At 59.5% G+C, this 23,640-nt stretch carries 24 protein-coding genes, 1 tRNA gene and 1 pseudogene; 13 read left to right on the plus strand and 13 right to left on the minus strand.

Going from position 1 to position 23,640, the window contains the following annotated elements:
- Positions 1 to 191: 191 nt before the first annotated feature.
- The 3 genes and pseudogenes from ACSQ3F_RS02150 to ACSQ3F_RS02160 all read right to left on the minus strand — a co-directional run.
- Positions 192 to 611, minus strand: coding sequence for an MAPEG family protein (locus tag ACSQ3F_RS02150; RefSeq protein WP_436098710.1), 420 nt, complete (start codon positions 609 to 611; stop codon positions 192 to 194).
- Positions 612 to 828: 217 nt separating this feature from the next.
- Positions 829 to 2,325, minus strand: coding sequence for an IMP dehydrogenase (gene guaB / locus ACSQ3F_RS02155; protein WP_436098711.1), 1,497 nt, complete (start codon positions 2,323 to 2,325; stop codon positions 829 to 831).
- Positions 2,326 to 2,512: 187 nt separating this feature from the next.
- A pseudogene (locus tag ACSQ3F_RS02160) lies at positions 2,513 to 2,632 on the minus strand (MBL fold metallo-hydrolase); the annotation flags it as partial.
- A 160-nt stretch (positions 2,633 to 2,792) separates the two neighbouring features.
- Between ACSQ3F_RS02160 and ACSQ3F_RS02165 the strand changes: the two are divergent.
- A complete protein-coding gene (locus tag ACSQ3F_RS02165; RefSeq protein ID WP_436098712.1) occupies positions 2,793 to 4,205 on the plus strand; it encodes a DHA2 family efflux MFS transporter permease subunit in 1,413 nt (470 codons plus the stop codon).
- A gap of 11 nt (positions 4,206 to 4,216) precedes the next feature.
- On the opposite strand, the gene ACSQ3F_RS02170 is transcribed toward ACSQ3F_RS02165, so the two are convergent.
- The 3 genes from ACSQ3F_RS02170 to ACSQ3F_RS02180 are packed head-to-tail and all read right to left on the minus strand — an operon-like array spanning position 4,217 to position 6,955.
- Complete coding sequence (locus tag ACSQ3F_RS02170) at positions 4,217 to 4,600, minus strand: VOC family protein (RefSeq protein WP_436098713.1); 384 nt, start codon at positions 4,598 to 4,600, stop codon at positions 4,217 to 4,219.
- Between the two features lie 4 nt (positions 4,601 to 4,604).
- On the minus strand, positions 4,605 to 5,366 hold the full coding sequence (locus ACSQ3F_RS02175; RefSeq protein ID WP_436098714.1) for an RlmE family RNA methyltransferase: 762 nt from the start codon (positions 5,364 to 5,366) through the stop codon (positions 4,605 to 4,607).
- Positions 5,363 to 6,955 (minus strand): Ppx/GppA phosphatase family protein, encoded by a 1,593-nt coding sequence (locus ACSQ3F_RS02180; protein WP_436098715.1) that lies wholly within the window; start codon positions 6,953 to 6,955, stop codon positions 5,363 to 5,365. The genes ACSQ3F_RS02175 and ACSQ3F_RS02180 overlap by 4 nt, the downstream gene beginning before the upstream one ends.
- A 269-nt stretch (positions 6,956 to 7,224) precedes the next feature.
- Here ACSQ3F_RS02180 and ACSQ3F_RS02185 point away from each other — a divergent pair.
- The 9 genes from ACSQ3F_RS02185 to pepT all read left to right on the plus strand — a co-directional run bounded on the left by ACSQ3F_RS02185 (position 7,225) and on the right by pepT (position 14,062).
- Positions 7,225 to 7,298 (plus strand) — tRNA-Gln (locus tag ACSQ3F_RS02185).
- Between the two features lie 173 nt (positions 7,299 to 7,471).
- Positions 7,472 to 7,780, plus strand: coding sequence for a hypothetical protein (locus tag ACSQ3F_RS02190; RefSeq protein WP_436098716.1), 309 nt, complete (start codon positions 7,472 to 7,474; stop codon positions 7,778 to 7,780).
- On the plus strand, positions 7,777 to 8,511 hold the full coding sequence (locus ACSQ3F_RS02195; protein ID WP_436098717.1) for a hypothetical protein: 735 nt from the start codon (positions 7,777 to 7,779) through the stop codon (positions 8,509 to 8,511). The genes ACSQ3F_RS02190 and ACSQ3F_RS02195 overlap by 4 nt, the downstream gene beginning before the upstream one ends.
- Positions 8,512 to 8,909: 398 nt before the next feature.
- The gene (locus ACSQ3F_RS02200) at positions 8,910 to 9,308 is read left to right on the plus strand and encodes a hypothetical protein (RefSeq protein WP_436098718.1); all 399 of its coding nucleotides are present in this window, start codon (positions 8,910 to 8,912) and stop codon (positions 9,306 to 9,308) included.
- Positions 9,309 to 9,789: 481 nt separating this feature from the next.
- Complete coding sequence (locus tag ACSQ3F_RS02205; protein WP_436098719.1) at positions 9,790 to 10,710, plus strand: DnaJ C-terminal domain-containing protein; 921 nt, start codon at positions 9,790 to 9,792, stop codon at positions 10,708 to 10,710.
- Positions 10,707 to 11,024, plus strand: a complete 318-nt coding sequence (locus tag ACSQ3F_RS02210) for a chaperone modulator CbpM (protein WP_436098720.1) — start codon at positions 10,707 to 10,709, stop codon at positions 11,022 to 11,024. The genes ACSQ3F_RS02205 and ACSQ3F_RS02210 overlap by 4 nt, the downstream gene beginning before the upstream one ends.
- 185 nt (positions 11,025 to 11,209) lie before the next feature.
- On the plus strand, positions 11,210 to 11,533 hold the full coding sequence (locus tag ACSQ3F_RS02215) for a TraR/DksA family transcriptional regulator (protein ID WP_436098721.1): 324 nt from the start codon (positions 11,210 to 11,212) through the stop codon (positions 11,531 to 11,533).
- A gap of 138 nt (positions 11,534 to 11,671) precedes the next feature.
- The gene (locus tag ACSQ3F_RS02220) at positions 11,672 to 12,655 is read left to right on the plus strand and encodes a zinc-dependent alcohol dehydrogenase family protein (protein WP_436102013.1); all 984 of its coding nucleotides are present in this window, start codon (positions 11,672 to 11,674) and stop codon (positions 12,653 to 12,655) included.
- Between the two features lie 174 nt (positions 12,656 to 12,829).
- Complete coding sequence (gene pepT / locus ACSQ3F_RS02225; protein WP_436098722.1) at positions 12,830 to 14,062, plus strand: peptidase T; 1,233 nt, start codon at positions 12,830 to 12,832, stop codon at positions 14,060 to 14,062.
- A gap of 96 nt (positions 14,063 to 14,158) precedes the next feature.
- Here the strand turns inward: pepT and ACSQ3F_RS02230 are convergent, their stop codons facing one another.
- From ACSQ3F_RS02230 to ACSQ3F_RS02250, 5 genes are all read right to left on the minus strand, one after another.
- Positions 14,159 to 14,626 carry an SRPBCC family protein gene (locus ACSQ3F_RS02230; RefSeq protein ID WP_436098723.1) on the minus strand — a complete coding sequence of 156 codons (468 nt, stop codon included), beginning with the start codon at positions 14,624 to 14,626 and terminating at the stop codon, positions 14,159 to 14,161.
- 144 nt (positions 14,627 to 14,770) lie between these two features.
- Positions 14,771 to 16,393 carry an ABC-F family ATP-binding cassette domain-containing protein gene (locus ACSQ3F_RS02235; RefSeq protein WP_436098724.1) on the minus strand — a complete coding sequence of 541 codons (1,623 nt, stop codon included), beginning with the start codon at positions 16,391 to 16,393 and terminating at the stop codon, positions 14,771 to 14,773.
- A 239-nt stretch (positions 16,394 to 16,632) separates the two neighbouring features.
- A complete protein-coding gene (locus ACSQ3F_RS02240) occupies positions 16,633 to 16,923 on the minus strand; it encodes a hypothetical protein (protein ID WP_436098725.1) in 291 nt (96 codons plus the stop codon).
- A gap of 74 nt (positions 16,924 to 16,997) precedes the next feature.
- Entirely contained in the window at positions 16,998 to 18,272 is a 1,275-nt protein-coding gene (locus ACSQ3F_RS02245) for a polysaccharide biosynthesis/export family protein (RefSeq protein ID WP_436098726.1), read from the minus strand.
- A 78-nt stretch (positions 18,273 to 18,350) separates the two neighbouring features.
- Positions 18,351 to 18,986, minus strand: a complete 636-nt coding sequence (locus ACSQ3F_RS02250) for a sugar transferase (protein WP_436102014.1) — start codon at positions 18,984 to 18,986, stop codon at positions 18,351 to 18,353.
- On the opposite strand from ACSQ3F_RS02250, the gene ACSQ3F_RS02255 reads away from it, so the two are divergent.
- The 3 genes from ACSQ3F_RS02255 to ACSQ3F_RS02265 all read left to right on the plus strand — a co-directional run bounded on the left by ACSQ3F_RS02255 (position 18,907) and on the right by ACSQ3F_RS02265 (position 21,316).
- Complete coding sequence (locus ACSQ3F_RS02255) at positions 18,907 to 19,230, plus strand: hypothetical protein (RefSeq protein ID WP_436102212.1); 324 nt, start codon at positions 18,907 to 18,909, stop codon at positions 19,228 to 19,230. The genes ACSQ3F_RS02250 and ACSQ3F_RS02255 overlap by 80 nt on opposite strands.
- Positions 19,231 to 19,863: 633 nt before the next feature.
- Positions 19,864 to 20,151 carry an exopolysaccharide production repressor protein gene (locus ACSQ3F_RS02260; RefSeq protein ID WP_436098727.1) on the plus strand — a complete coding sequence of 96 codons (288 nt, stop codon included), beginning with the start codon at positions 19,864 to 19,866 and terminating at the stop codon, positions 20,149 to 20,151.
- 145 nt (positions 20,152 to 20,296) lie between these two features.
- Complete coding sequence (locus tag ACSQ3F_RS02265; RefSeq protein WP_436098728.1) at positions 20,297 to 21,316, plus strand: glycosyltransferase family 2 protein; 1,020 nt, start codon at positions 20,297 to 20,299, stop codon at positions 21,314 to 21,316.
- A 245-nt stretch (positions 21,317 to 21,561) separates the two neighbouring features.
- Here the strand turns inward: ACSQ3F_RS02265 and ACSQ3F_RS02270 are convergent, their stop codons facing one another.
- Together ACSQ3F_RS02270 and ACSQ3F_RS02275 are read right to left on the minus strand one after the other, a co-directional pair.
- Positions 21,562 to 22,512 (minus strand): polysaccharide pyruvyl transferase family protein, encoded by a 951-nt coding sequence (locus ACSQ3F_RS02270; RefSeq protein WP_436098729.1) that lies wholly within the window; start codon positions 22,510 to 22,512, stop codon positions 21,562 to 21,564.
- A 105-nt stretch (positions 22,513 to 22,617) separates the two neighbouring features.
- Positions 22,618 to 23,577, minus strand: a complete 960-nt coding sequence (locus tag ACSQ3F_RS02275; RefSeq protein ID WP_436098730.1) for a glycosyltransferase family 2 protein — start codon at positions 23,575 to 23,577, stop codon at positions 22,618 to 22,620.
- Between the last annotated feature and the right edge of the window lie 63 nt (positions 23,578 to 23,640).

A 23,640-nucleotide genomic window follows, 5' to 3' on the forward strand; every position in this document is an offset into this window, starting at 1 on the left:
GGCCAGATGGCTATAAGGTTCCACGCAAGAAGATTACGTTTTGGTAAGGCGGAAAAGCGTTGAGAAGGACGATGTTCGATTCAATTCAAGGACTTGGGGTATGGACGGCGTGCTATTCCTGCAGCCGGAGCGGGATGATAGTTCAGCTTCCGGCAGCACGCAATGCAACAGAATATGACAGGGCAAGCGCTTCAAACGCGGGCGATATGAACGGCAAAGAGCAACCATAGCACGAAATTGAAGACGAAACCCGCACCGAAGAGGCGCTGGCGCAGCTTGAGCCGGTTCGAGGTCACGTGCACATAGGCATGCGCGAAGCGGCTGAGGACAAAGAGCCAGGCGGCGGCGAGCACCACATGGTTCACGCCGGCGGCCACATAGAGCAGGATGCAGACGAGGAAGAAAAGGACCGGCAGTTCGAACTGGTTGATCAGGCTTCGCGCGGCCGTCGCGCTTGGCGCCGGCTCGATCGCCGGCACCCAGTAGTCTTGCGCCTTGGCGAGACCGGCGCGGACGGCACGGTAACGACGCTTCAGCATGAGAAAATAGACGGCGTGGATAAGTGCGACCTGCGCGATGACCGGCCAGAAGATTGCAGTCGATGTGGGCATGGGCACTCCGTCGAATCGAACCATCGATGATGTATAGCGAGCGGGACGAAAATCCAGAACAAGACCGATCGCCTCGTCTCAAGCGCCTTGCTTGACACCTCTTTTGCGAATGACGAAGTCGCCCCTATGGTTACGGTCGCTGGAAGCCCAGCCATGAAAGAAAAAGCGGCGAAGACATCTCCGCCGCTTTTTCAATTTGAACCATCACGCGCTATCCTCAAGCGCCGCCGGGATAGTTCGGGCTTTCGCGGGTGATCGTCACGTCATGGGCATGGCTTTCGCGCAGGCCGGCGCCGGAGATGCGCACGAAGGTAGCGCGCTCCTGGAAGTCCTTGATCGTCTTGCCGCCGACGTAACCCATCGAAGCCTTGAGACCACCGGCCAACTGGTGCAGCACGCCGGAAACCGGGCCCTTGTACGGCACTTGGCCTTCGATGCCTTCCGGCACCAGCTTCAGCGTGTCGCGCACTTCCGCCTGGAAATAGCGGTCAGCCGAGCCCCGCGCCATGGCACCGACGGAGCCCATGCCGCGATAGGCCTTGAAGGAACGGCCCTGATAGAGGAATACCTCGCCCGGGCTTTCGTCCGTACCGGCAAGCAGCGAGCCGATCATGCAGGCGGAGGCGCCAGCGGCTATGGCCTTCGCCAGATCGCCGGAGAACTTGATGCCGCCATCGGCAATGACCGGAATATCGGACGCCTGGGCCGCTTCGACCGCTGCCATGATGGCCGCGAGTTGCGGCACGCCGACACCGGCGACGATACGGGTGGTGCAGATCGAGCCCGGGCCGATACCGACCTTGACCGCATCCGCACCGGCATCGATGAGCGCCTTTGTGCCATCGGCGGTGGCGACGTTTCCGGCCATGATGCGCACCGAATTCGACATCGTCTTGACCTTGGTCACCGCGTCAAGAACGCGCTGCGAATGGCCATGCGCGGTATCGACGACGATCAGGTCGACACCGGCTTCGATCAGCCGCTCGGCCCGTTCGACGCCATCGTCACCGACGCTGATGGCGGCTGCGGCGCGCAGGCGGCCCTGCGCATCCTTGGAAGCATTCGGATTGAGCTGCGACTTCTCGATGTCCTTGACCGTGATCAGGCCGACGCAACGCCCGCCGCTGTCCACGACCAGCAGCTTTTCGATGCGATGCGCATGCAGAAGGCGCTTGGCTTCCTGCTGGTCGACGTTCTCCTTGACCGTGATCAGGTTTTCCCGGGTCATCAGTTCGTAGATCTTCTGCGTCGGGTCCGACGCGAAGCGGACGTCGCGATTGGTCAAAATGCCAACGAGACGGCCGGGCTTGCCGCCGCTTGCGTTTTCAACGACCGGGATGCCAGAGATGCTGTACATCTTCATCAGCGAGAGCGCATCGGCAAGCGTGGCGTCGGGGCCGATCGTCACCGGATTGACGACCATGCCGCTTTCGAACTTCTTGACCTGGCGAACCTGCTCGGCCTGCTCGACCGGCGTCAGATTGCGGTGAATGACGCCGATGCCGCCAGCCTGTGCCATGGCGATCGCCAGGCGGCCTTCGGTGACGGTATCCATGGCGGAGGACAGGATCGGAAGGTTGAGATCGATGTCCTGGGCGATGCGGGTGGCGATGTTCGTTTGCCCCGGCATGACCTCGGAATGTCCCGGTTGAAGGAGCACGTCGTCGAAGGTCAGTGCCTCCAGACCGGTTGCCGTTTCAATGATGCGAGCCATGGCCAATCCCTTCAATAGATGAAACGCTCCGCGGACGGTCTTGGGAAACGGTCCGGAAAGACTTGCAAGAGTTTCTTGGAAGTTGGCGAGGGCTCGTAACACGGATATGACGGGATGGAAAGTGCAAAGGCCCGGCGAAAACGCCGGGCCTGCCAAGATTCCTGTGTAATGCGGGGTCGGCGGCGGCTCATATCTCGAACTGATAGGTCTCCGGCACGAAGCGATAACCCTGGTCGATCTTTTCGATGAAACCGACCGAGGGGAACGGCATGTGGTAACCGACGAAGGGCAGCCGGTCGGTGGCCAGCGCAGTTGCATCCCTCCGGCAAGGCAACATCTAGCGTCTTGACATCAAATGGCGGCAGGACACACACGGATGTGATCGCAAGTTGAGCGCGGCAACACGACTTTTGCCTGAAAAGTCCTATGTTGCCTTCGCTACGCCATACCGCGCAAGGGCATCCCGCATGAATCGCATTGTCCCGATGATCCTCGCCGTCGCTCTGTTCATGGAGCAGATGGACTCCACCGTGATTGCGACCTCGCTGCCCGCGATCGCCCATGACCTCGGCGTCGGGCCGATCACGCTGAAGCTGGCGCTGACATCCTACCTGGTGTCGCTGGCGATCTTCATTCCCTTGAGCGGCTGGATGGCCGACCGGTTCGGCGCCAAGCGGGTGTTTCGCGCCGCCATCCTCGTCTTCATCCTCGGTTCGATCTTCTGCGCCTTTGCCAATAGCCTGCTCACCTTCGTGCTTGCCCGTTTCCTGCAGGGCATGGGCGGCGCGATGATGACGCCGGTGGCGCGCCTCGTGCTGGTGCGCTCGACGCAGCGCAGCGAATTGGTCGGCGCCATGGCGCTGCTCACGATCCCCGCGCTCGTCGGGCCCCTGGCCGGACCGCCGCTCGGCGGTTTCATCACCACCTATTTTTCCTGGCACTGGATCTTTCTCATCAACGTGCCCGTCGGCATCGTCGGCCACATCCTGTCCGGCATCTACTTGCCGGAAATCAAAAGTGCCGCGCCGCCGCAGATCGACATCAAGGGCTTTTTCCTCAGCGCCATTGCCGCTTCGGGCACAATGTTCGGCCTGTCGGTGATGAGCCTGCCGGCGCTGCCGCCGCAGATCGGCGCTGCCGCCGTCGTGATCGGCCTTACCTGCGGCTCCCTCTATGTCCGCCATGCACGGCAGCATCCGGCGCCGCTGCTCGATCTCAACCTGTTCAAGGACAGTGCCTTCCGCACGGCCGCCATCAGCGGCACGCTGTTTCGCATCTCGGTCGGCGCCGTTCCCTTCCTGATGCCGCTGATGCTGCAGGTCGGCTTCGGGCTGACGCCGTTCCAATCGGGCATGATCACGTTCGTCGGCGCAGTGGGCGCGCTGACGACCAAATTCTTCGCCAGGCGCGTGCTGATCTTCGCAGGCTTCCGGACGATACTGATCTTTGCCTGTGCCACCGGCGCGGCGCTGACCTTCGTCAACGGCTTTTTCACGCCGGCAACACCCTATCCGGTGATGGCGTTCATCCTGCTGCTTGCCGGATTTGCCCGCTCGTTCTTCTTCACCAGCGTCAACGCGCTTGCCTTTGCCGACATCGCGGATTCCGACGCCAGCAAAGCGACCGCGATGAGCGCGGTATTGCAGCAGATGAGCCTTGCCTTCGGCGTTGCCGTCGCGGGCGCCATTCTCGAAATCGAGACCACGCTGACGGGATCGACGCTGGAACTTGGCGATTTCCAGACCGCCTTCATGCTGATCTCGGCGATCACGCTGTCGGCGGTCGTTCCGCTGATCGGCATGTCGAAGACGGCGGGGGCCTCGGTCTCCGGTCACCGGATGCGGCAGGAGCCGCAGGCGGAGACGATTGCCGTCAAATAGTTATGGAAGGCCTATTCCGGCCGTTCGCAGACGGCGACGATCTTGTTGCCGTCGAGGTCACGGGCGAAGGCCGCGTAGAAATTGGCGTGGAAAGACCGCAAGCCCGGGGCGCCCTCATCCGTGCCGCCGGCGGCGAGGGCCGCGGCATGGAAGGCATCGACAGCCGCTCGCGTCGGCGCCTCGAAGGCGATGGTAACGCCGTTGCCATAGGTCGCGGGCCGCCCGTCGAAGGGGTTCACCACCCAGAAGCGGCAGCGCACGTCCCCATCGGCGCCGTAACCGATCTCGTTTTCCGCCTCGCGCTGGCGGCGATAACGGAGAAGCGGCAACACCGCATCGTAGAAACGCCCGGCGGCGGCGAGATCATTGGTGCCGATGGTCACGTAGAGCAGCATGCAATCACTCCGCCGGTGCGTCGTCGAGATCGCTGACTTCCGACATGTCCTCCTCCGGCGAGCCGGCCTCCGCCTGGCGTCCCTTGAAGCCCTTGGCGAGCAGGAACATTTCGACCGATTCGGCCCGCGACGATGCAGGCTTCACATGGATCACCTGCTTGAAATTCTGCTTCAAGAGGTTGAGAAGCTCGCGCTCGGTTCCGCCCTGGAAGGTCTTCGCGAGAAAATGGCCGCCGGGCGCCAGTACATCAATGGCGAAATGGGCAGCGACCTCACAGAGGTGCATCGTGCGGATATGGTCGGTCTGGCGGTGGCCCGTCGTTGGTGCGGCCATGTCGGAGAGCACCAGATCCGGCGTGCCGCCGAGCGCGTCCATGATCTGGTCCGGCGCCGTCGGATCGAGAAAATCGAGCTGGAAAATATGGACGCCCGGCAGCGGATCCATCGCCAGAAAGTCGATGGCGACCACCCTCGGCTCGACATCCGTCGAGCGCGTGACGTTGGCGGCGATCTGCGACCAGCTTCCGGGCGCAGCTCCGAGATCTATGATCCGCCGCGCACCGGACAAAATCTTGTGCTTCTCGTCGATCTCCAGGAGCTTGAAGGCCGCGCGGGCGCGATAGCCTTCGAGCTGCGCCCGCTGCACATAGGGATCGTTGATGTGCCGCTCGATCCAGCGCCGCGAGGACGCCTTCAACTTACCCTTCTTGACCTTCTGGCCAAGCTTGCGCCCGGTGCGGTTTCCGCCGATCGGGGGTTTGGTCATTGCGTATTTCCTTCGTGGGAACCGTGCGGGCCGCGTGCGGACCTGCGGGCGCGGCCGCGCCGCCAGACGCCGTCATCGGCCATCATGTCGGTGAGCAGGCCTTCGCGCAGGCCGCGATCGGCAACGCGCATGCGCTCCGACGGCCAGCGGCGGCGAATGGCTTCGAGAATGGCACAGCCGGCGAGCACCAGATCGGCGCGATCCGGCCCGATGCAGGGATTGGCGGCGCGCGCCGTGAAATCCCATGAGAGCAGGCGTGCCTGCATCGCCGAGACCTCATCGTCCGACAGCCACAACCCATCCACCTTGCGGCGGTCGTAACGCGGCAATTCGAGATGGACGCCGGCAAGCGTCGTCACCGTTCCCGAGGTGCCGATCAGGTGGAAGCCGTTTTCGTCACCGGGATTGTCGAGCGTGTGGATTTCCGGGCAGTCGAACTTGGCGAGCATGCCCTGAACTTCGACGACCATCGTCTCGAAACTTTCCGGCGTGACATGCTGGCCGCCATGACGCTCCGAGAGCGTCACGACGCCGACCGGCAGCGATGTCCAATGGGTGATGTGATTTGCAAGCCGGCTGGAGCGGTTCTCGCCGATCCTGATGACGGCGATTTCCGACGAGCCGCCGCCGATATCGAACAGCACCACCGATTTCGTCTCGCGCCCGACCAGCGACGAGCAGCCGGACACGGCAAGCCGCGCCTCGGTCTCGCGCGTGATGATCTCGAGTTCCAATCCGGTTTCTGCAAACACCCGTTCGAGAAAAGCCTCGCCGTTTTCGGCAGCGCGGGTCGCCTCGGTGGCGATGAGCCGGGTCTTGCGGATCTCGCGGGACTTCAACTTGCCGGCGCAGACCTTCAGCGCCTCGATCGAGCGATCCATGGCGTCCTCCGACAGGCGGCCCGACGCGCCGAGCCCCTCGCCGAGCCGCACGATGCGTGAGAAGGCATCGACGACGCGGAACTGGCCGGGACGCGTCGGCTGCGCGATCAACAGGCGGCAATTGTTGGTGCCGAGATCGAGCGCTGCATAGAGCGGCGAGGCCGAATCAAAGCCGTGGGAAGAGGCCAGGCCGTTGCCAAGGCGATCCTCCGGCCCTTTCTGGGAAAATACCGGCCGCTCGTCCACCCGCGCGACGGACGCCGGGTTATGCGGCTGCGGCCTGGCTGCGGCGTCGGCAACCGGCCGCGCCTTCTCGCCGGTCGCAAGGGGACGCCCCTGCAGGCTGCGACGCTGCCGGTGTTTCTTACTGCGCTTTCGGCCGGAATGATCGGGGCCAGGGACCGCCGCGTGCTTCACGGAGGAGGCATCACGCGCCACACCAACGGCAGTCGCCTGCTCAATCTGCCCGGATTTGGAACGGCGCCTGCGTTTGCGTTTGCGCACCGGCTCCCCGGTCGCATCTTTCACTTCGGGACGCCCTGTTTCTCCGGAATGGCCGGAAGAACTGGCATTCGCAGAGGCCATGCGCGACGGTTTTCCCCGTCTGCGCTTGCCTTTGCCGGAACGGGACGGTGTCTGCCCCTCGTTGCGGCCTGCTGCCGACGCCCCGGAAACGGACGGCTGTTCGCCGCTGTCGGGGTCTCTCACGTGTCTGTCCATTGCGCCGCGCGGAACGATAGCCGCTCAAGACGCTCTCTTGATTTTCGTTGGGCGGACTCTACCAGTGCCGCCCGCTTTCGCCAAATTCTTTTTATGCCACGCCCGAATGCCTAAATTCCGGCGTCATCCCATGGATCGCCCTCCTGCGGATTTTGCGCGGGCAAACGACATTTTTTCCCAAAATCTATTTGCATCCGCCGATCTTTTGTTTATAAGCCCGCCTCACCGGCTGGGCGGCACGATCGCTCACGCAGCGTTGGGGAATAGGTTAACGGTAGACCCACGGACTCTGACTCCGTTAGTCCTGGTTCGAATCCAGGTTCCCCAGCCAAGCTTTTCGCAAAGAAAAACAATACGTTACGGGCGCCACACTTTCCTGCAATAGCGGGATTTGGTATTGCACAACCTGCCACGAATTTCCCAATAATTACAACGGCTCCTACATGGTGACGGCAACTCCGTGGCACATGAATGGCACATAGAGCCCGCCGTAAAGACATGAAAATGCACCAGAAAAAGGCCATGGTGACGTTCCCCCTCCGATCTGGCATCCTTCGCGCCATGCCCGCGCCCTCGAAACGAAAGCCCACCGCCGATCCGCGCCTCGCCCTGCGCGCCGTCACCGTGGACAACCCGTTCTACAGCCGGGCCCATGCTGGCGACCCCACCAATCCCAAGCGCATCAACGCGGTCGTGAATATCCGCGAAAGCGCGATCACGATGCTCGCCTCCCGAAACAAGATCGATGCTGCACAGGTTGCCGCCGCAACCAAGTTCCGCGCGCTATTCGCGTGGGCGGGCATAAGGCGATGACCACCGATGACCACCGGGGCGGATCGACTGTTTGGGAAAAGAGTGATAATTTTTTGGGCAGCTTCGGCAGCGCTGACTTTGTCGGCGGGAGGGATACTATGAAGCTCGTGATGGGGCTACTGATGGGGCTCTTCTCGACGGGGGCGATTGCCGCCGAAGTGGGGCGAACTGAGATAGAGGGACGTACGGTAATTCTCGACAGCGACGGCACATGGTCTTTCCTCAAGGAGGCCGGCGCAAGCTCGCCCTCGGTCGATCGCGCGGACAGGTCCAAGGAACCCGCTGTGGATTGCTCCCCTGTGTCCTCCAACGTTCTTCCTGTTGTCGTATGTCTACGTGAAAGTGATTGGAGCCGCGCGAAGCTAGGTGGAAGTTTCGAGATTGGATTCCAAGCGAAGAAAGTCGCTCTGTATGGAGGCTTTGTCACAGAGAGGATAGCCATGTCCGCAGACACCACGCGTAAGGCGGTTGTTCAACAAATACAGGAGGCTGCCGGGCTTAAACCAATCAAGGTATTGGTCAATGATACGAAAACCATCAACGATCACGATTGGGTGCACATTGTTGCGGAGGCAATCGTATATGATATTCCCTTCACATATGAGTTCTATGTCACCTCGATTAAGGATAAAGGCACCGTACAATTCATTCTCTATGCCCCTAACGAGCAATTTGCTGAGACGAAAGATCTGAGGGAGAAAGCTGCATCTGGCCTTACTATCAGATACTGAACTTTCCGAAGACGTTAGCGTCGCGAAGACAGAAGTCCATCGTCGTCGCGGATGCCACCACATTCTCGCTATGTGCCTTTATTGGGTGCGCTTGCATTGACGTGGCGCAAAGACGGATTTCACAAGCGCGTTTCTCGGCGTCGATAGCTTCCTGATAGGCGATGTCGGCGGAAGGTCCCCACAAATGGGGAACAAACGATTCCAAACCAACGCGTTTCCGACGCCCGCGCGATCACCAAATAACGACGAGATGGAAAAACTGACCGATGCAGCAAATCGTGCAGGCAAGGCGACCCTGAGCGATTGGGTGCGCGATTTGTTGTTGGACGCGGCGAGACTTGTGAGCAAGAGCGCATAGCGATAGCTTTGGCTCTTCTCTCGAAGCAGAAGTGTCAACCATGACAGTCAACCCACGCAAGTTTATCGACGATATTGGAGCAGGCGGCGAAGAAGCCAAGACACTATTCATGGAATACGCCGAGGAAATGCCAGGAACACGTTCCTGCGTCATTTCCCGCCACTTGCCGCGAAGCTGTGTATCGTTGCCGATTCCGATGAAGATCAGGAATCCTCCGACCAGCAGTTCGAAGAAGGCGACGATATTGTGGGAAAGGTTGTTGCGGGGACGTGGGCAAATTCTTAATCGAGGGGTCGCATGGCGGGTTCTAAACGCCGTTGAACGTGAATGGAAATGGCCGGAGATTGAGAATTTGATTGGGGCGCTAACGCAGCCTGAAAAGGAGCGTTACACGCAAGACGCAAGAGAGATAGCTGCAGGCGGCCGCCTTTCATTTTAACGGCCGTATTGATCGCGCGATCTCTCAAGTGCTTGATGACCAAGAGCGATGCGCTGTTGCAAAAGGGCTCGATTTCAAGCCTCCATCACTCCGGCGAGTGAGGGAACTGACAGCGGCATAGGTGCCGCAAGGGGTCGCCTTCCCGGCAAGGAAGGGGCCGGCTGAAGGCGCCCCCATGGAATGCCCCCCTGAAGGGGCCGACACTAACGAAGTTAGTGGTAGTCTGTCACTACATATTTGATTCCGTTACCAAAATTCGCTTTCCGCCCACGGTTTTTGCTCTGACACTCGAAGGACAATATTCCTAATCTAGAAGCGGGACGATGCAAGATACGAACGCCTGGCCATCGATGTCTCCCTCAAGTCACCACGCGCCTTCGTTTTTTACATAGACTTGCACGCTCAAGTTCGGATTAGCATCCAAGGCGGGCAAAGCCTATATTGGCTCGTGCCCCGGCAACGGTATTTCATGGAGACGTTGATGAGCCGCGACCCTTACTACATTTTGGGCGTGAAGCGGGACGCCACACAAAAGGATATCCAAAGCGCCTTCCGCAAGCTCGCGAAGAAACACCACCCCGACCTCAATCCCGGCGACAGCCCGGCGGAGGAGCGCTTCAAGGAAATCTCCATCGCCTATGAGCTTCTGAGCGACGAGCAGAAACGTGCTCGATTTGACCGCGGCGAGATCGATATGTCGGGTGCAGAGCAGGCACCGCGCAATTATTACCGTGACTATGCGTCGGCGAGCGGCCCTGGCGGTCCTTATCATAACAGCGCCGGCTTTGCCGATTTTGGCGAGACGGAAGATCCTTTTTCCGCTTTCTTTTCCCGCCGCACGCGCGATGGTCAGTTCCATTCGAGGGGGCAAGATCGTTATTTCTCGATGGCGGCCGATTTTCTCGATGCCGTAAACGGCGCCAAAACCCAGGTGAGACTGCCTGATGGCGCCGCCCTTGACGTCCAAATCCCTGCGGGTACACGCGATGGACAGACGTTGCGTCTCAGCGGCAAGGGAGAGCCGGGAATTGGCGGCGGGCCTGCGGGCGATGCTTTCATCGAGGTTCACGTGCGACCGCATCGTTTCTTCCAGCGCGACGGCGACGACATTCGCCTGGATCTGCCACTTTCGCTGAGCGAAGCGGTGCTCGGCGCTAAAATCCGTGCTCCGACCCCCACCGGTCCAGTGACGCTGACGGTGCCCCCGCATTCCAACAGCGGCAAGATCCTGCGTCTGAAGGGTAAAGGCGTGCCGAAGCGGGGCGACGGCCGGGGCGATCTCTTTGTCACCCTGAAGATCGTTTTGCCCGACAATCCCGATCCGCGTCTCACCGCCTTCATGAAGGAGTGGTCCGAGGCAAGCAGACAGAATCCGAGAAAGAGCATGGGGGTGGCACCATGAACGAGCTTGAATTTTGCCTGAAGCTGAAGATTGACGTGCAAGTGCTTTCTGTGTGGATTGAACAGGGCTGGCTTGTTCCCGATAAGACGGGCCCCGAACCGCAATTTCGCGATGCGGATTTCGCACGCGGCCGGCTGATCATCGAGATGACCCGCGACATGGGCGTCAACGAGGCGGGTGTGGACCTTGTCATGGAACTTGTCGATCAGCTTCACAGCCTGCGACGCACGATGCGAGACCTGATGGCTGCACTCGGCCAGCAGGACGAAGAAACGCAATTCAAGATACTCCGCTCTGTTGGTCGCAACGAATGACCAGGATGAGGCCATGACAGAGGATGAGCGCGTTGCCATTTAAGAACGACGTGCGCATTTTTTGATCCACGTCAATGAGCAACTCCCGTCGGTACATATGCTAGAATGGTGATTGGGCGGTCGCAGCCATCGCATGCAGAAGGTGTTGCAGGCCTCAAGTCGACCGAAATTGAGTGAGAACAAAAATGAATATTGCAGAGATCAAAAGAGGTCTCGAAGATCGCCGTCGCGGCATTGAGCGGCGGCTGGCAGCGATTGAAAGCGACCTGGGCAAGAAACTGGATGCCGACAGTGCCGACCGGGCGATCGAAACCGAGAACGACGAAGTTCTCATGAGTATGAAACGGAGCGGCCGCGAAGAATTGAAGGCGATTTTATCTGCGCTTGGTCGTATAGAAAGTGGCGCCTATGGCCGATGCGTCCTTTGCGGGGCGGAAATTGGCGAACAGCGGCTCGAAGCCCTGCCTTTTACGCCTTATTGCGTCGAATGCTCGCGTGGCGCCGCTTAGTCGAAATCAAGACTGCCGGATCGCATCCAGAAATCTCGCTTGGAGCGAAAGAACGGCGTACAAGGAAGTCAATATCGGGTGGAAGACCATCGCTCCTTCCGGGCAGGCTCCACCGATATCAACGAAAGGCCCATGCCAATGCGAGCGATGGTCCTTGAAGCACTTGGCGGGCCGCTGTTAGCGGTCGAGCGGCCGCTTCCGCTGCCGCGTGCCGGTGAGATCCGAATGAGGATCGAAGCCTGCGCCGTTTGTCGCACGGACCTTCACGTGATTGATGGCGATCTGCCTCGACCGAAGCTGCCGCTCATTCCGGGTCATGAGATCGTCGGTATCGTCGAGGCGGTGGGCGAGGATGTTGACACAGTAAAAATCGGCCGCCGCGTTGGCGTCCCCTGGCTCGGCCATACATGCGGGACATGTTCCTATTGCCGATCGAGCGCGGAAAATCTCTGTGATGACCCTTTGTTCACCGGCTACACCCGCGATGGCGGCTTCGCCACGCATGCCGTTGCGGACGCAGACTATGCTTTCGATCTCGACCCTGAAGCCGATCCCGTATCCCTGGCGCCATTGCTCTGCGCGGGTCTTATAGGCTGGCGCTCACTGAAGCGGGCCGGTGACGGTCGAAAGATCGGCATCTACGGTTTCGGCGCGGCGGCACACATCATCGCCCAGGTCTGCATCTGGCAGGAGAGGAAGGTCTATGCATTTACCCGTCCCGATGATGCGACGGCCAGGCGCTTCGCCCTCGACCTTGGCGTCGCCTGGGCCGGCGGTTCGGATGAGCCGGCGCCGGAACCCCTGGACGCCGCGATCATCTTCGCGCCGGTCGGCAGCCTCGTGCCGTTGGCGCTCAAGGCGGTGCGCAAAGGCGGGCGCGTGGTCTGCGGAGGCATCCACATGAGCGACATCCCGGCCATGCCTTACGCCGCGCTTTGGGGCGAGCGGGAACTCGTTTCCGTGGCGAACCTGACGCGTCAGGATGCACGGGAATTTTTCGCGGTCGCCAAGCAAGCCGGAGTACGCACGCACACAACCGTCTATCCACTCGAAAATGCCAACTCCGCTCTTGCCGACCTTCGGGCCGGCAGGGTCAGCGGCGCGGCCGTTCTCGTCCCCTGACGAGGAACCGCCTGCCGATGGCAGTTTCGACTTCCGAACAGCCGCTTGCGCGCGTGGTGGTGAACTTGTGGCCTGCGCTTACGAATTTCCTCGACAAAGCGAAAATTCCATTCACGGCACCGCCGGCGAAGGCTATAGCCGTTTGTCACGAACAAGAAAAATGGACCTGAGCCCATGACGGACACCGTTGTCGATCGCTTCCTTCGCTATGTCGTGATCGATACCCAATCCGATCCCAAGTCGTCGACGCAGCCCTCGACCGAGAAGCAGAAGAATCTCGGCCGCATGCTGGTCCAAGAATTGCTGGCGATCGGCTTGTCCGATGCGCATATCGACGAGCATGGCTACGTCTATGCGACCATTCCGTCCAATGTCGACAAGCCTGTACCGGTGATCTGCTTTTGCTCGCACATGGACACGGCCCCCGACTTCACGGGAACAAACGTCAAGCCGCAAATTGTCCGGAACTACACCGGTGGCGACATCCAGCTTTCAGGCGATCCGCAGCAGATCATTCGCGTCAGCGATAATCCGGCGCTGCGCGACCAGATCGGCAACGATATCATCACGACGGATGGCACGACCCTGCTCGGCGCCGACGACAAGGCCGGCCTGGCCGAGATCATGACAGCAGCGCAATTCCTGGTCGACAATCCGGACATCCGGCGTGGCACAATCAAAATCCTCTTCACACCGGATGAGGAAATAGGCCGCGGCGTCGACAAGGCCGATCTCGAAAAGCTCGGTGCTCAGTTCGCCTATACGGTCGACGGCGAAACAGCCGGGCATATTGAGGATGAGACCTTCTCGGCCGATGGCGTCGAGATCACGATTCAGGGCGTCGCCATCCATCCCGGCTTCGCTCAAGGAAAGATGGAGAATGCCGCCAAGATCGCCGGCGCAATTCTCAGCCGGCTGCCGAAGGACGCAGCACCTGAGACGACCGCAGGCCGCGACGGCTTCGTTCACCCGACGGGCGTCACCGGCTCAATGGAAAAGGCGGTCCTGAGTTTCATTGTCAGAGACTTCAACGATGATGGCCTCGCGGTGAAGGAAGCCATGCTTGAGACGCTCGTCAAGGGCGTGATGGCGGACTATCCCGGTTCGTCCTACACCTTTGAGGTCAAGCAGCAATACCGTAACATGAAGGCCATACTCGACCGTCATCCGCAGCTGGTCGAAAACGCCATCGAGGCAATCCGCCGCGCCGGCATGGAGCCTTTGCGCGGCAGTATCCGCGGCGGTACCGATGGTTCTCGGCTATCGTTCATGGGCCTGCCCTGCCCCAACATCTTCGCCGGCGGTCATGCCTTTCATTCCCCGCTCGAATGGGTCAGCCGGCAGGACATGGAGAAAGCCGTAAAGACGCTCGTCGAACTGGCCAAGATCTGGGAGGAGCGTGCTTAGAGCGGTTCATGGTTGAATTGGATCATGCTGGCGCGCTCAGCCAAACAGTGACCGTTCGTTGATCAGAACAAGGTGTAAAGTCGAGGCGGCATTCTTTCATCTATCGCGGGCGAGGTGCCGCACGAGACCGCGCCGGCCGCGCTCCATGACGACGTTATGGTTCCAGCGGAAGATCGGCTTCAGGATGAATGAGAATCTGACCATCCAAGGCTTCGTGACCTTGACGATCCAATCGTAGCGCAGATGGCATTTGGAGCCTTCGGGTTGCAACGCCCACCGGCCGATGCCCTCAAGCTCGCCGGAAGCCCGGCCCTCGATGAGCTTCAGCGGTTCGACCCTGACAGTTTGCATCTCAAAGACCAAATCGTAAGGCAGCGCGGTGGACCATCTCATCCTGCGGACGGAACCGATGCCCGCCTCGTCGCCGTCGCGCAAGAGATCGACCTGTTTCACCGACGGCCACCAGTCGGGCCAGGTCTCAGGCGTATTGAGCACCCGCCAGACATCTTCAACCGATGAATCGACGATCCATTCCGTAACAAGATGAAACTCGGTCGATGACATCGCAAATCCGGCTTCAAGCATTTTTAATCGCGGCAAGCGCCAGTGGAGAGGCGCTTACAATAGGATGCTCAATGTATAGGACATACGAGCGGTGCTAGAAATAGGACAGCTTACCCGAACTTGGAGCGGCTGGGGGCCAGCCGCTCAACTGCGCAGGCCGGGCGCCTCTTGGCCGGTGCGGGCCACATATTCGGTGTAGCCGCCGCCATATTGCTGGATGCCCTCGGGCGTCAGTTCCAGCACCCGATTGGAGAGTGCTGCGAGGAAATGCCGGTCGTGCGAAACGAACAGCATGGTGCCCTCGTACTCCGACAGGGCCTTGATCAGCATTTCCTTGGTGTCGAGGTCGAGATGGTTGGTGGGCTCGTCCAGTACCAAGAGGTTCGGCGGGTCGAACAGCATGATCGCCATGACCAGCCGCGCCTTCTCGCCGCCCGACAGCACCCGGCACCTCTTCTCCACATCATCGCCGGAAAAGCCGAAACAGCCCGCCAGCGCCCGCAACGGACCCTGCCCCGCCTTCGGGAACGCGTCTTCCAGGGACTGGAACACAGTGCGCTCGCCGTCCAGAATATCCATCGCGTGCTGCGCGAAGTACCCCATCTTGACGCTGGCACCCAAGGCGACGCTGCCATGATCCGGCTCGGCCGAGCCTGCCACGAGCTTCAGCAAAGTCGACTTGCCGGCGCCGTTGATGCCCATGATGCACCAGCGCTCGCGGCGGCGCACCATGAAGTCCAGCCCTTCATAGATGCTGCGGCTGCCATAGCTCTTGTGCACGTTCTTCAGGTTGATCACGTCCTCGCCCGAGCGCGGCGCCGGCTGGAACTCGAACGCCACCGCCTGGCGGCGCTTGGGCGGCTCCACCCGGTCGATCTTGTCCAGCTTCTTCACGCGGCTCTGCACCTGGGCTGCGTGCGAGGCACGCGCCTTGAAGCGCTCGATGAACTTGATTTCCTTGGCAAGCATCGCCTGCTGGCGCTCGAACTGGGCCTGCTGGTGCTTCTCGTTCTGCGCCCGCTGCTGTTCGTAGAAGGCGTAGTCGCCCGAATAGGTCGTCAGCGATCCGCCGTCGATCTCGATGATCTTGGTGACGATGCGGTTCATGAACTCGCGGTCATGCGAGGTCATCAGCAGCGCGCCCTCATAACCTCTCAGGAACTCCTCCAGCCAGATGAGGCTTTCGAGATCCAGATGGTTGCTCGGCTCGTCGAGAAGCATGGCATCCGGCCGCATGAGGAGAATGCGGGCCAGCGCCACGCGCATCTTCCAGCCGCCCGACAGCTTGCCGACGTCGCCGTCCATCATCTCCTGGCTGAAGCTCAGACCGGCCAGAACTTCGCGCGCGCGGCCTTCCAGCGCATAGCCGTCCAGTTCCTCGTAGCGCGCCTGCACCTCGCCGTAGCGCTCGATGATCGCGTCCATCTCGCCGGCCCGGTCCGGGTCCGACATGGCAGCCTCGAGTTCGCGCAATTCAGCGGCAACGTCGCTCACTGGGCCGGCGCCGTTCATCACCTCGGAGACGGCGCTGTGACCCGCCATCTCGCCCACGTCCTGATTGAAGTAGCCGATGGTCATGCCCTTATCGACGGAGACCTGCCCCTCGTCGGGCTGCTCATCCCCCGTGATCATCCGGAAGAGCGTCGTCTTGCCGGCCCCGTTCGGACCAACGAGGCCGATCTTCTCGCCCTTGTTGAGCGCCGCGGAGGCTTCGATGAAGAGCAGACGGTGGCTGTTCTGCTTGCTGATATTGTCAATACGAATCATGTGTGCGCGAGGTCCAAAACGTTGCGGCGGCAAAGGGCATGTGCCGCGGGGCGTATCGCAAATTTTCAGCAGGGTAAATGGGCGGTGTCGCCGCCGACTGGCATCTGGCAGCCTTCGCCCTGGCTGTATTCAGAAAAGCAGTGCATTCCTCGCGCCCGCCCAGGATGATGGTGACCGGGCGCCATCAACACGAGCGCTCACTTAGCGGAAACGGGCGGTCGTTATCAAAATCGAGCCCTTTACCTCGCCTCCTTTTCGTAGAGGTAGGCATGGATCGAGGCGAAGATCATGAGAACAATGAGCGCCACCAAGCCGACGATCTGAGCGATAGCCTTTCCGAGCGGCATCAGGGCAGGTCTCCGGCCAGAGCCTCCGGACTGTCGCGCCGGTTTCACCACATCCGCATCTGCCGTGATCTTGATTGCATTCGCTCTCAAATGCTCGGTCAGTTTCCGGTTTATCTCTGCATCGGTTGCGTCGCCATCGGTGTTCAGACGTAGCCCGTGTTTTCGCGCCGATGTCTCAGTCATGCGAAGCCCTCTCCTTCGATCTGCCGATAGTCTCCGGGTTCACGGTCAAAGCAGGATCGGCCAATCGGGCCTCATCACTGGGTAACAGCCATGGGCTCGACCTTGACGACGTCGCCCGGCAGGACGAGGGTACCTTCATCCGCCGGTATCTTGGTTGACTTTCCATCCTTCTGCCGGACGATGGAGTAGGTGACGCTGGCAACCGCCCCGGCTTGCGGCGTCTGAGCCGCATCGGCCGATTGCAGGAGAGCTTCGGTCATGAGGTCGCGGCTGGTGACGAGTTTCAGGGCCAGCGTATCCAATTCCGCTTCGGTGTTCTGCAGTTCCTGGGCGAGTTGGGCATCCCAATCGTTTCGAAGATTGGTCTCGTCCTGATTTGCCTTGCTGACGTCCTGCTTGGCTTTCAAAGACGCCGTGTCGATATCAAGCAGGGCCGCCTGCAGGTCCGCCGCCCTTTGTTCGACGGTGAGCTTGCGCGCGCTGAGCGCGAGCCCCTTTTCCGCCAGTGTATCGACGCGGCCCTTGTCTTCCATGACCAGCGCCAGCTGTCGGGTCTGGGTGACGGACTTCTTGCCGAGTGCCTCGATTTCGTTCTGCAGCAGGGACTTCAACTCCGCAAGCTGCGTCAGTTGCAGCTTCAGGCGTTTGTCGCGCGAGACCATCAGGGCCTTTTCGCTCTCGACGAGACTTGTGGCATCGGCGGCATTTTTCAGTTCCAGGGGAACGGCGATGTCGCTCTTTTCGGCGATTTCTGCCTGCAGCCGCGCGCGCCGGACGAGAAGCCTGTTTCTCTCGGCTATCCGCACGGAGGATTCGCCCTGGGCCGTGATGAAATCGCGCGCAAAACGCTGGCCGCTTTCGGCCCGGCGCAGTCCGCCGCCAAGGCTGACCGCCTTCAGGACCGTCATCTCCGGCGCGAACGGATATTCTCCAGGCGTCTGGACGTCGCCGGCCAGATAGATCGGCCGGTACTGGGCAAGTTCGACCGAGGCAGACGGACGGTCCGGCAGGCCGAACAGTTTTTGAAGCTGCAGCCCGACTTCATCGGCGATCTCGGACGTCGTTTTTCCCGAGGCAGGCAGAGTACCGAGAAACGGCAGGGAAATGCCGCCCGACGCGCCGACGGTGTAGTCGCCGCTGATGGCAGACCAATCCCTGACGGTTCCTTCGGCGGTCTGCCATTCCGCAACGCGGATTCTCAACTTGTCCATGGCGCCGAGCGTATAATCGTCGGCAAAGGCGGCGTGGATACCCGAAACGCTGATTGCGAGCGCGAGTACGGAAAGGCGCGCCGCACCTGCGGCTCGCTTGCCAAGGGCAGGAAGTCCTAGACAAAGACTTCTTTTCATAAAAATCCCTCACTTAATACCAAAGCCGATCCCGGCGTGACGACGGAAGCGGCGTATTCACAAGGCTGAAGACTGAGATCAGTAGCTGCCTCGGGACAGGCAGACGGCAGGAATTGTCTTTGCAACGATGACGACATCGCTGATCAGCGACCAGTTGGTGACGTAGTGGGTGTCGAAGGCGATCCGTGCAGCATAGGAAACATCGTTGCGTCCGCTGACCTGCCACAGTCCGGTCAGGCCGGGGCGTGACTTCAGATAGTAGACCGCCGATGTTTCATAAAGCTCGAGCTCGTCTTCCACGACGGGACGTGGGCCGACGACGCTCATGTCACCGCGGATGATGTTGAGGAGTTGCGGAAGCTCATCAAGGCTCAATTTGCGCAGGACGCTGCCGACTACCGTAACGCGCGGATCGTCCTGCAGTTTGCGGGTCGCCTGCCATTCCTCATAGGCCTTGGGATTCTTGCGCAGATGGTCCTGCAGAATCTTGTCTGCGTCCGGCGCCATGGTCCGGAACTTGAGGCACTTGAAGAAGCGACCATTGTGACCCACGCGGCGATGTCCATAAAAGACACTACCGCCATCCGAAAACTTCACCAGGGCCATGAGAAGCAGAAAAATCGGACTAAAGACGATGAGCGCCAGAGACGCTGCAACGATGTCGAACCCCCTCTTTGATATTCCCCCTATCGGCCGGCGTGCCCCGGCTTCGATGGTCGTAAAATACGGCGAACTTGCCGATCGAGTCGCAGACTTCATGGGAGATAACTCCATTTGCGTTGGCGATTGGTCGGGTCCCCTTGGGGCGCATGGCATCAATTACACGGAAGAGTGTAGAGGCAGATTTTGTTTTTTAAAGGCAGATTTCATGCCGCATTTCGCGCCCATGCTGGTTCGCTCTCAAGTTAAAAATGAAAAAAGTGATTATTATTTTGATAAAATGCCATCAATTAATTGATACGTCAAGCACGCTATTGACTAGTTCTGAATCTAGACTGAAATCGTCTTGAGTAAAACACGCGATTTATTCTTATTTAAAGCGATTTAGGTTCTTATTTTATATTTTAATACTCTTAACAGTTGAATATTACACTCAATTTATTCATGTCTTTACGCATAATTTTTGCAACGCAACATTATTTTGCACTGCACATGGATTTATTAAAAAAAGCTAATTTTGTAACAAAAGTTGACCAATAACGCCGTTTTTCCGCAACCTCTGGATATTTAAAATATAAACATTAACTTTCGATTGTGCTACCGGAAGGGAGTCCGGCGGAAATGTGGCAAAATCCTGTTCCGTGCACTGATTTGCAGCCCGTCGTATCGAGCCGTCAATGTCAGGTGGTCGACGGGCGTATCTTCGTGTCTGACGACACCAAAAATGTTTTCAGTTATCGCGCAATCTACAGATGAATTTAAATGCGGGCTAAGATTTGATGCGGTAAATGGTCCTGACCAAGATGAAACATAGTGTCCAGGCGGCGGTTGAATCTGCGGCCCACGTTCGATATGTTAATAATCGCCTAAGAGGAGAAGGTGCTTTTTCCATGATGCGCGCAGATCAAGACGTAGCCTTGAGGGTGTCCTGATGTTTGCACCACGTGTTTTTGCCAGCATGTTGGGGTGCTTGGCCGTTTTTGCCATAGCGACCTACTTTCTGACTGGCTCGGCCTGGACGACTGCCTGGCAGACACTGGTCTGCGCCGTTCTGTTGCAGACCGGATACTTCATCGCCGTCCTGGCGCTGGTGACAAAAGAAGCCAGGGACCGCCGGAAAATGACACGGGGCCAGTCTGTTGCTTCGGCATCGACCGGTGAGGACAAAGAGCCGAAAACGCTTCGCGTTCCAAACAATCCGCGCCACTTCAACTCCTGAACGCACCGATAGACTGCCCCTGATTTCCCATTTCCTGTATCCTTCCGCAGCGCGCCGAAGACGATCAACTCTTCGCAAGTGCAACATCGTGCCTTGTCGCCTGTTCAAAGCCGGCCTAGTTTCGGCGTGACAGCGATAGAGGAACATGATCATGAAACCGAATGCCGATGTCTGCGTCATCATCGCCGCTAAGAATGCGGCCGAGACGATCGGGCGTGCTATCAAGTCAGCGCTGGCGGAACCTGAAACCGCAGAGGTGATCGTCATTGACGACGGCTCGAGCGACGGCACCGCGGATGTTTCCCGGCAAGTGGACGACGGTACCGGCAGGCTGACCGTCGCAAGCTTCGACATCAACAGGGGACCGGCTGCGGCCCGCAATCACGCCATCTCGCTATCGAAGGCACCGGTGCTTGCGATCCTCGATGCCGATGATTTTTTCTTTGCCGGCCGGCTGAAAAACCTTCTGTCCCAGACGGATTGGGATTTCATCGCCGACAACATAGCCTTTGTCGACGAGGAAAAGGCGTCGAGCGCGCATCTTGCGCTTGAAACCTTCCCGGCTGCGCCGCGCATCCTTGATCTCAGCGAATTCATCGAGGGCAATATCTCCAAGCGTGGCGTCCGGCGTGGAGAGATCGGATTTCTTAAACCGCTGATGCGGCGTAATTTTCTGGATGCGCACAAGCTTCGCTATCAGGAAAGCCTGCGGCTGGGCGAGGACTACGACCTCTACGCCCGCGCGCTGACGAAGGGTGCGCGCTACAAGATCATTCACAGTTGCGGCTATGGCGCGGTCGTGCGCGGCAATTCACTGAGCGGCAGCCACCGCACGATCGATTTGAAGCGGCTCTACGAGGCCGACAGGGCAATCCTGTCTCAGACCGACCTTTCCGACCAGGCCAGGGCGCTGATCGGCCAGCACGAGCGCCATATTCGCGGACGATACGAGCTTAGGGAATTCCTCGATATCAAGCGGCAATCCGGCCCGAAGGCCGCCCTGCTCTACGCGCTCGGCAAGCCATCCGCGATCCTGGCGATCGCCGGTGGAATCTTTGCCGACAAGACCGAGCGCTTTCGCCGGCAGCCCGACGCGGCGCCGGTGGCGCTCGGCGGATCGGGCGCGCTGCGCTATCTCCTGCAGCCGCCATCAACTGCCGCCTGAGGCTGGTGTTGATGGCGGCTGGAGCGTGCGGCCGCGACTACTGCATAATTCCTTAAATCGGAATCGATTTAAGGATAAAATTATGCAGCAGTTTCAAAGTGCTACAGCGTCCTTTGCGCGTCATGTTTGACGCGCGGCGCTGTAAAGCGCATCGCGTCAAAACGGATTCATGCGATGCGCTTTAGGTCTTTGTGCTTATGCATGTCGTTGTCCCAAAACCGCTGCACACTTTTGGGCGACATGCATTAGAAATAGGCGCGGCGCACGCTTTCAATGACGCCCAGAAAGCGCTCCTTGCGCTCCGCCAGAACAGGATCGGCGCTCAGTTGCTGCGTGGCGCGTGCCGCCTGCCACAGCGACAGGGCCGATGGCGCGGCGAGCAGCTGCTTTGCGGCAACACGCAGGGAGGTCTGCGTGGGGTCGCGCACGGCAACCATCGCGCTGTCATCGATCTGCCGCTTGTTCGGATCCTCCAGAGCCGGTTGCCTCGTGTCGAAGCCAATACCCCAGAAGCGCGCGCCCTTGGTGATCGCTTCGGCCCGAGTTGATACGGGAACGTGACGCGGACGGTAGGTAACGCCGACGGTCTGGGCCCAGTCGTTCCATTTGAAGCTGTTGATGCTGTTCGAGGTCGTTACCGCCACCCACGGCACGCGGAACGCGTCGGCGAGAATGGCGCCGTGCATCGATTCCGCGACGATCAATTCCGACTGGGCAATCTCGCGAATGACCTCCTTGGCGTCACCGCGCGGATCGATGTAATGCAGACCGACGGTTCCGCAAATGACGGGCCATATGCCGGCAGCGGCCGATTCCCAATGGGGAACGAAGCTCTTCTTGTGCTTTTTCGGCAGGTTTTTGAATTCGGGCATTTCGGCGACCATGACGGCCGGGTCGATGATGCCGAGTTTTGGATCAATGCCCACCTTCTGCGCCGTCAGAGGGCCGCGCACGCAGCGGATGTCCCATTCGCGCTTATCACTCATGTCCGGCAAGGTGCCGTAGCCGAAGCCACTTCCCAGCACCAGCTTATGCCGGCCCTCCGGCAGAAGCGCACGGTTGAGAACCGTACCGACGCCGACGAGAAGGGTTTCCGCGTGAACGTCGCGAAAACCCGGGATCAAAAAATCCCAGAGCCACAGATTGAGATCGTCGCCGAAGTTTCCGTGCTGCGATTCCCAGTAATAGGGGTCCATGACCAACTCCTGTCTGCATTGCCAAGGGACTTGAAAGGGCGCGACATGCCGGAGCAGTCACGGATGTCAGTGTGCACAGCAAAAAAATGCCGCACCTGCGAAGGGCTAACGTGATAATTTGCCGACGGCAAGCTGAAGCGCACTTTGCAACAGTCTGGGATCGCGCCAGGCCCAGCGTGCGAGGAGATTGAACTGCGGCATTTTCCGCCGCTTGACCAAACGCGCCTGGCTCCAGAGAGCCTGTTTCCTTGCGGTATGCTTGTAGGAGCGGATGGAAGCGGCTTCCGCTGTTTTGCGTGGAAACCGCTCCTCCAATGTATCGAGTGCAACCCAGGTGTTGAATTGCTGCGAGAGAAACTGCGGAGAATCATTATCGATACTATGGAAGATATTGATGCCCTCTCCCCGCACAGCGCCCGGGTCGTTGCAGAGGACGACCCGTTCGGCCGCAATCGCGCAATCGCAAAAAAACAGCACGTCTTCCGCCGCCAGACGAAACTCCGCTTCAAAGCGGCGAGCCTCGAACAGTTTTCGCCCGATAACCATGCAGGACAGGTGCAAGAAGCTCCAATCCCGGAGCAGGACCTTGGGGAATTCGGGAACTTCAAGAACCAGCGGGCTCTCTGAAAGCCGGATTACAGTCTCGGTTTTCTGCAGTTCGGACACCGTGAAATGGTAATAAAAGGCGTCGCCGCCGGTGATCGAGGCCCAGTAGCAATCCGATCCGAAACGGGTCATCGCATCGTGGGCGTTCTTGAGATGATCCCTGATCCAAAAGTCGTCGGAATCGAGAAAGGCGACAAAATCCGTTTGCGCCGTAACGTTGTTAAGGCCCGTATTGCGCGCTCCGCCCGGTCCGGCGTTCAGCTGTTTGATCACTTTGATGCGCGCACGCTGCTCCTTCGGCAGGCTGTCGAGGTCGATTTCCACCGGGAAGGGAGACTGATCATCGACGATGATGATATCGAAATTCTGGTAACTCTGCGCGAAAACGGACTCCAGCGCCCGTTGCAGAATTCCAGCCTGTTTCTGGTAGTAAGGAATGATAACCGTAAATTTCGCCATCTTTTCGTCCTTGCGGTTTGTCTAGAAGATGTTGCTGGTTTCCTCCCTCAGCCCGCGCCCCAC

The sequence above is a fragment of the Pararhizobium sp. LjRoot238 genome (assembly GCF_964252955.1).
In the GTDB taxonomy this organism is placed as follows: domain Bacteria; phylum Pseudomonadota; class Alphaproteobacteria; order Rhizobiales; family Rhizobiaceae; genus Pararhizobium.

What these genes read in the sequence shown, in the direction of transcription:
- ACSQ3F_RS02150 (WP_436098710.1), bottom strand. Translation starts at nt 611, where the DNA reads ATGCCCACATCGACTGCAATCTTCTGGCCGGTCATCGCGCAGGTCGCA.
- guaB (WP_436098711.1), bottom strand. Translation starts at nt 2,325, where the DNA reads ATGGCTCGCATCATTGAAACGGCAACCGGTCTGGAGGCACTGACCTTC.
- ACSQ3F_RS02165 (WP_436098712.1), top strand. Translation starts at nt 2,793, where the DNA reads ATGAATCGCATTGTCCCGATGATCCTCGCCGTCGCTCTGTTCATGGAG.
- ACSQ3F_RS02170 (WP_436098713.1), bottom strand. Translation starts at nt 4,600, where the DNA reads ATGCTGCTCTACGTGACCATCGGCACCAATGATCTCGCCGCCGCCGGG.
- ACSQ3F_RS02175 (WP_436098714.1), bottom strand. Translation starts at nt 5,366, where the DNA reads ATGACCAAACCCCCGATCGGCGGAAACCGCACCGGGCGCAAGCTTGGC.
- ACSQ3F_RS02190 (WP_436098716.1), top strand. Translation starts at nt 7,472, where the DNA reads ATGCACCAGAAAAAGGCCATGGTGACGTTCCCCCTCCGATCTGGCATC.
- ACSQ3F_RS02195 (WP_436098717.1), top strand. Translation starts at nt 7,777, where the DNA reads ATGACCACCGATGACCACCGGGGCGGATCGACTGTTTGGGAAAAGAGT.
- ACSQ3F_RS02200 (WP_436098718.1), top strand. Translation starts at nt 8,910, where the DNA reads ATGACAGTCAACCCACGCAAGTTTATCGACGATATTGGAGCAGGCGGC.
- ACSQ3F_RS02205 (WP_436098719.1), top strand. Translation starts at nt 9,790, where the DNA reads ATGAGCCGCGACCCTTACTACATTTTGGGCGTGAAGCGGGACGCCACA.
- ACSQ3F_RS02210 (WP_436098720.1), top strand. Translation starts at nt 10,707, where the DNA reads ATGAACGAGCTTGAATTTTGCCTGAAGCTGAAGATTGACGTGCAAGTG.
- ACSQ3F_RS02215 (WP_436098721.1), top strand. Translation starts at nt 11,210, where the DNA reads ATGAATATTGCAGAGATCAAAAGAGGTCTCGAAGATCGCCGTCGCGGC.
- ACSQ3F_RS02220 (WP_436102013.1), top strand. Translation starts at nt 11,672, where the DNA reads ATGCGAGCGATGGTCCTTGAAGCACTTGGCGGGCCGCTGTTAGCGGTC.
- pepT (WP_436098722.1), top strand. Translation starts at nt 12,830, where the DNA reads ATGACGGACACCGTTGTCGATCGCTTCCTTCGCTATGTCGTGATCGAT.
- ACSQ3F_RS02230 (WP_436098723.1), bottom strand. Translation starts at nt 14,626, where the DNA reads ATGTCATCGACCGAGTTTCATCTTGTTACGGAATGGATCGTCGATTCA.
- ACSQ3F_RS02235 (WP_436098724.1), bottom strand. Translation starts at nt 16,393, where the DNA reads ATGATTCGTATTGACAATATCAGCAAGCAGAACAGCCACCGTCTGCTC.
- ACSQ3F_RS02240 (WP_436098725.1), bottom strand. Translation starts at nt 16,923, where the DNA reads ATGACTGAGACATCGGCGCGAAAACACGGGCTACGTCTGAACACCGAT.
- ACSQ3F_RS02245 (WP_436098726.1), bottom strand. Translation starts at nt 18,272, where the DNA reads ATGAAAAGAAGTCTTTGTCTAGGACTTCCTGCCCTTGGCAAGCGAGCC.
- ACSQ3F_RS02255 (WP_436102212.1), top strand. Translation starts at nt 18,907, where the DNA reads ATGAGCGCCAGAGACGCTGCAACGATGTCGAACCCCCTCTTTGATATT.
- ACSQ3F_RS02260 (WP_436098727.1), top strand. Translation starts at nt 19,864, where the DNA reads ATGTTTGCACCACGTGTTTTTGCCAGCATGTTGGGGTGCTTGGCCGTT.
- ACSQ3F_RS02265 (WP_436098728.1), top strand. Translation starts at nt 20,297, where the DNA reads ATGATCATGAAACCGAATGCCGATGTCTGCGTCATCATCGCCGCTAAG.
- ACSQ3F_RS02270 (WP_436098729.1), bottom strand. Translation starts at nt 22,512, where the DNA reads ATGGACCCCTATTACTGGGAATCGCAGCACGGAAACTTCGGCGACGAT.
- ACSQ3F_RS02275 (WP_436098730.1), bottom strand. Translation starts at nt 23,577, where the DNA reads ATGGCGAAATTTACGGTTATCATTCCTTACTACCAGAAACAGGCTGGA.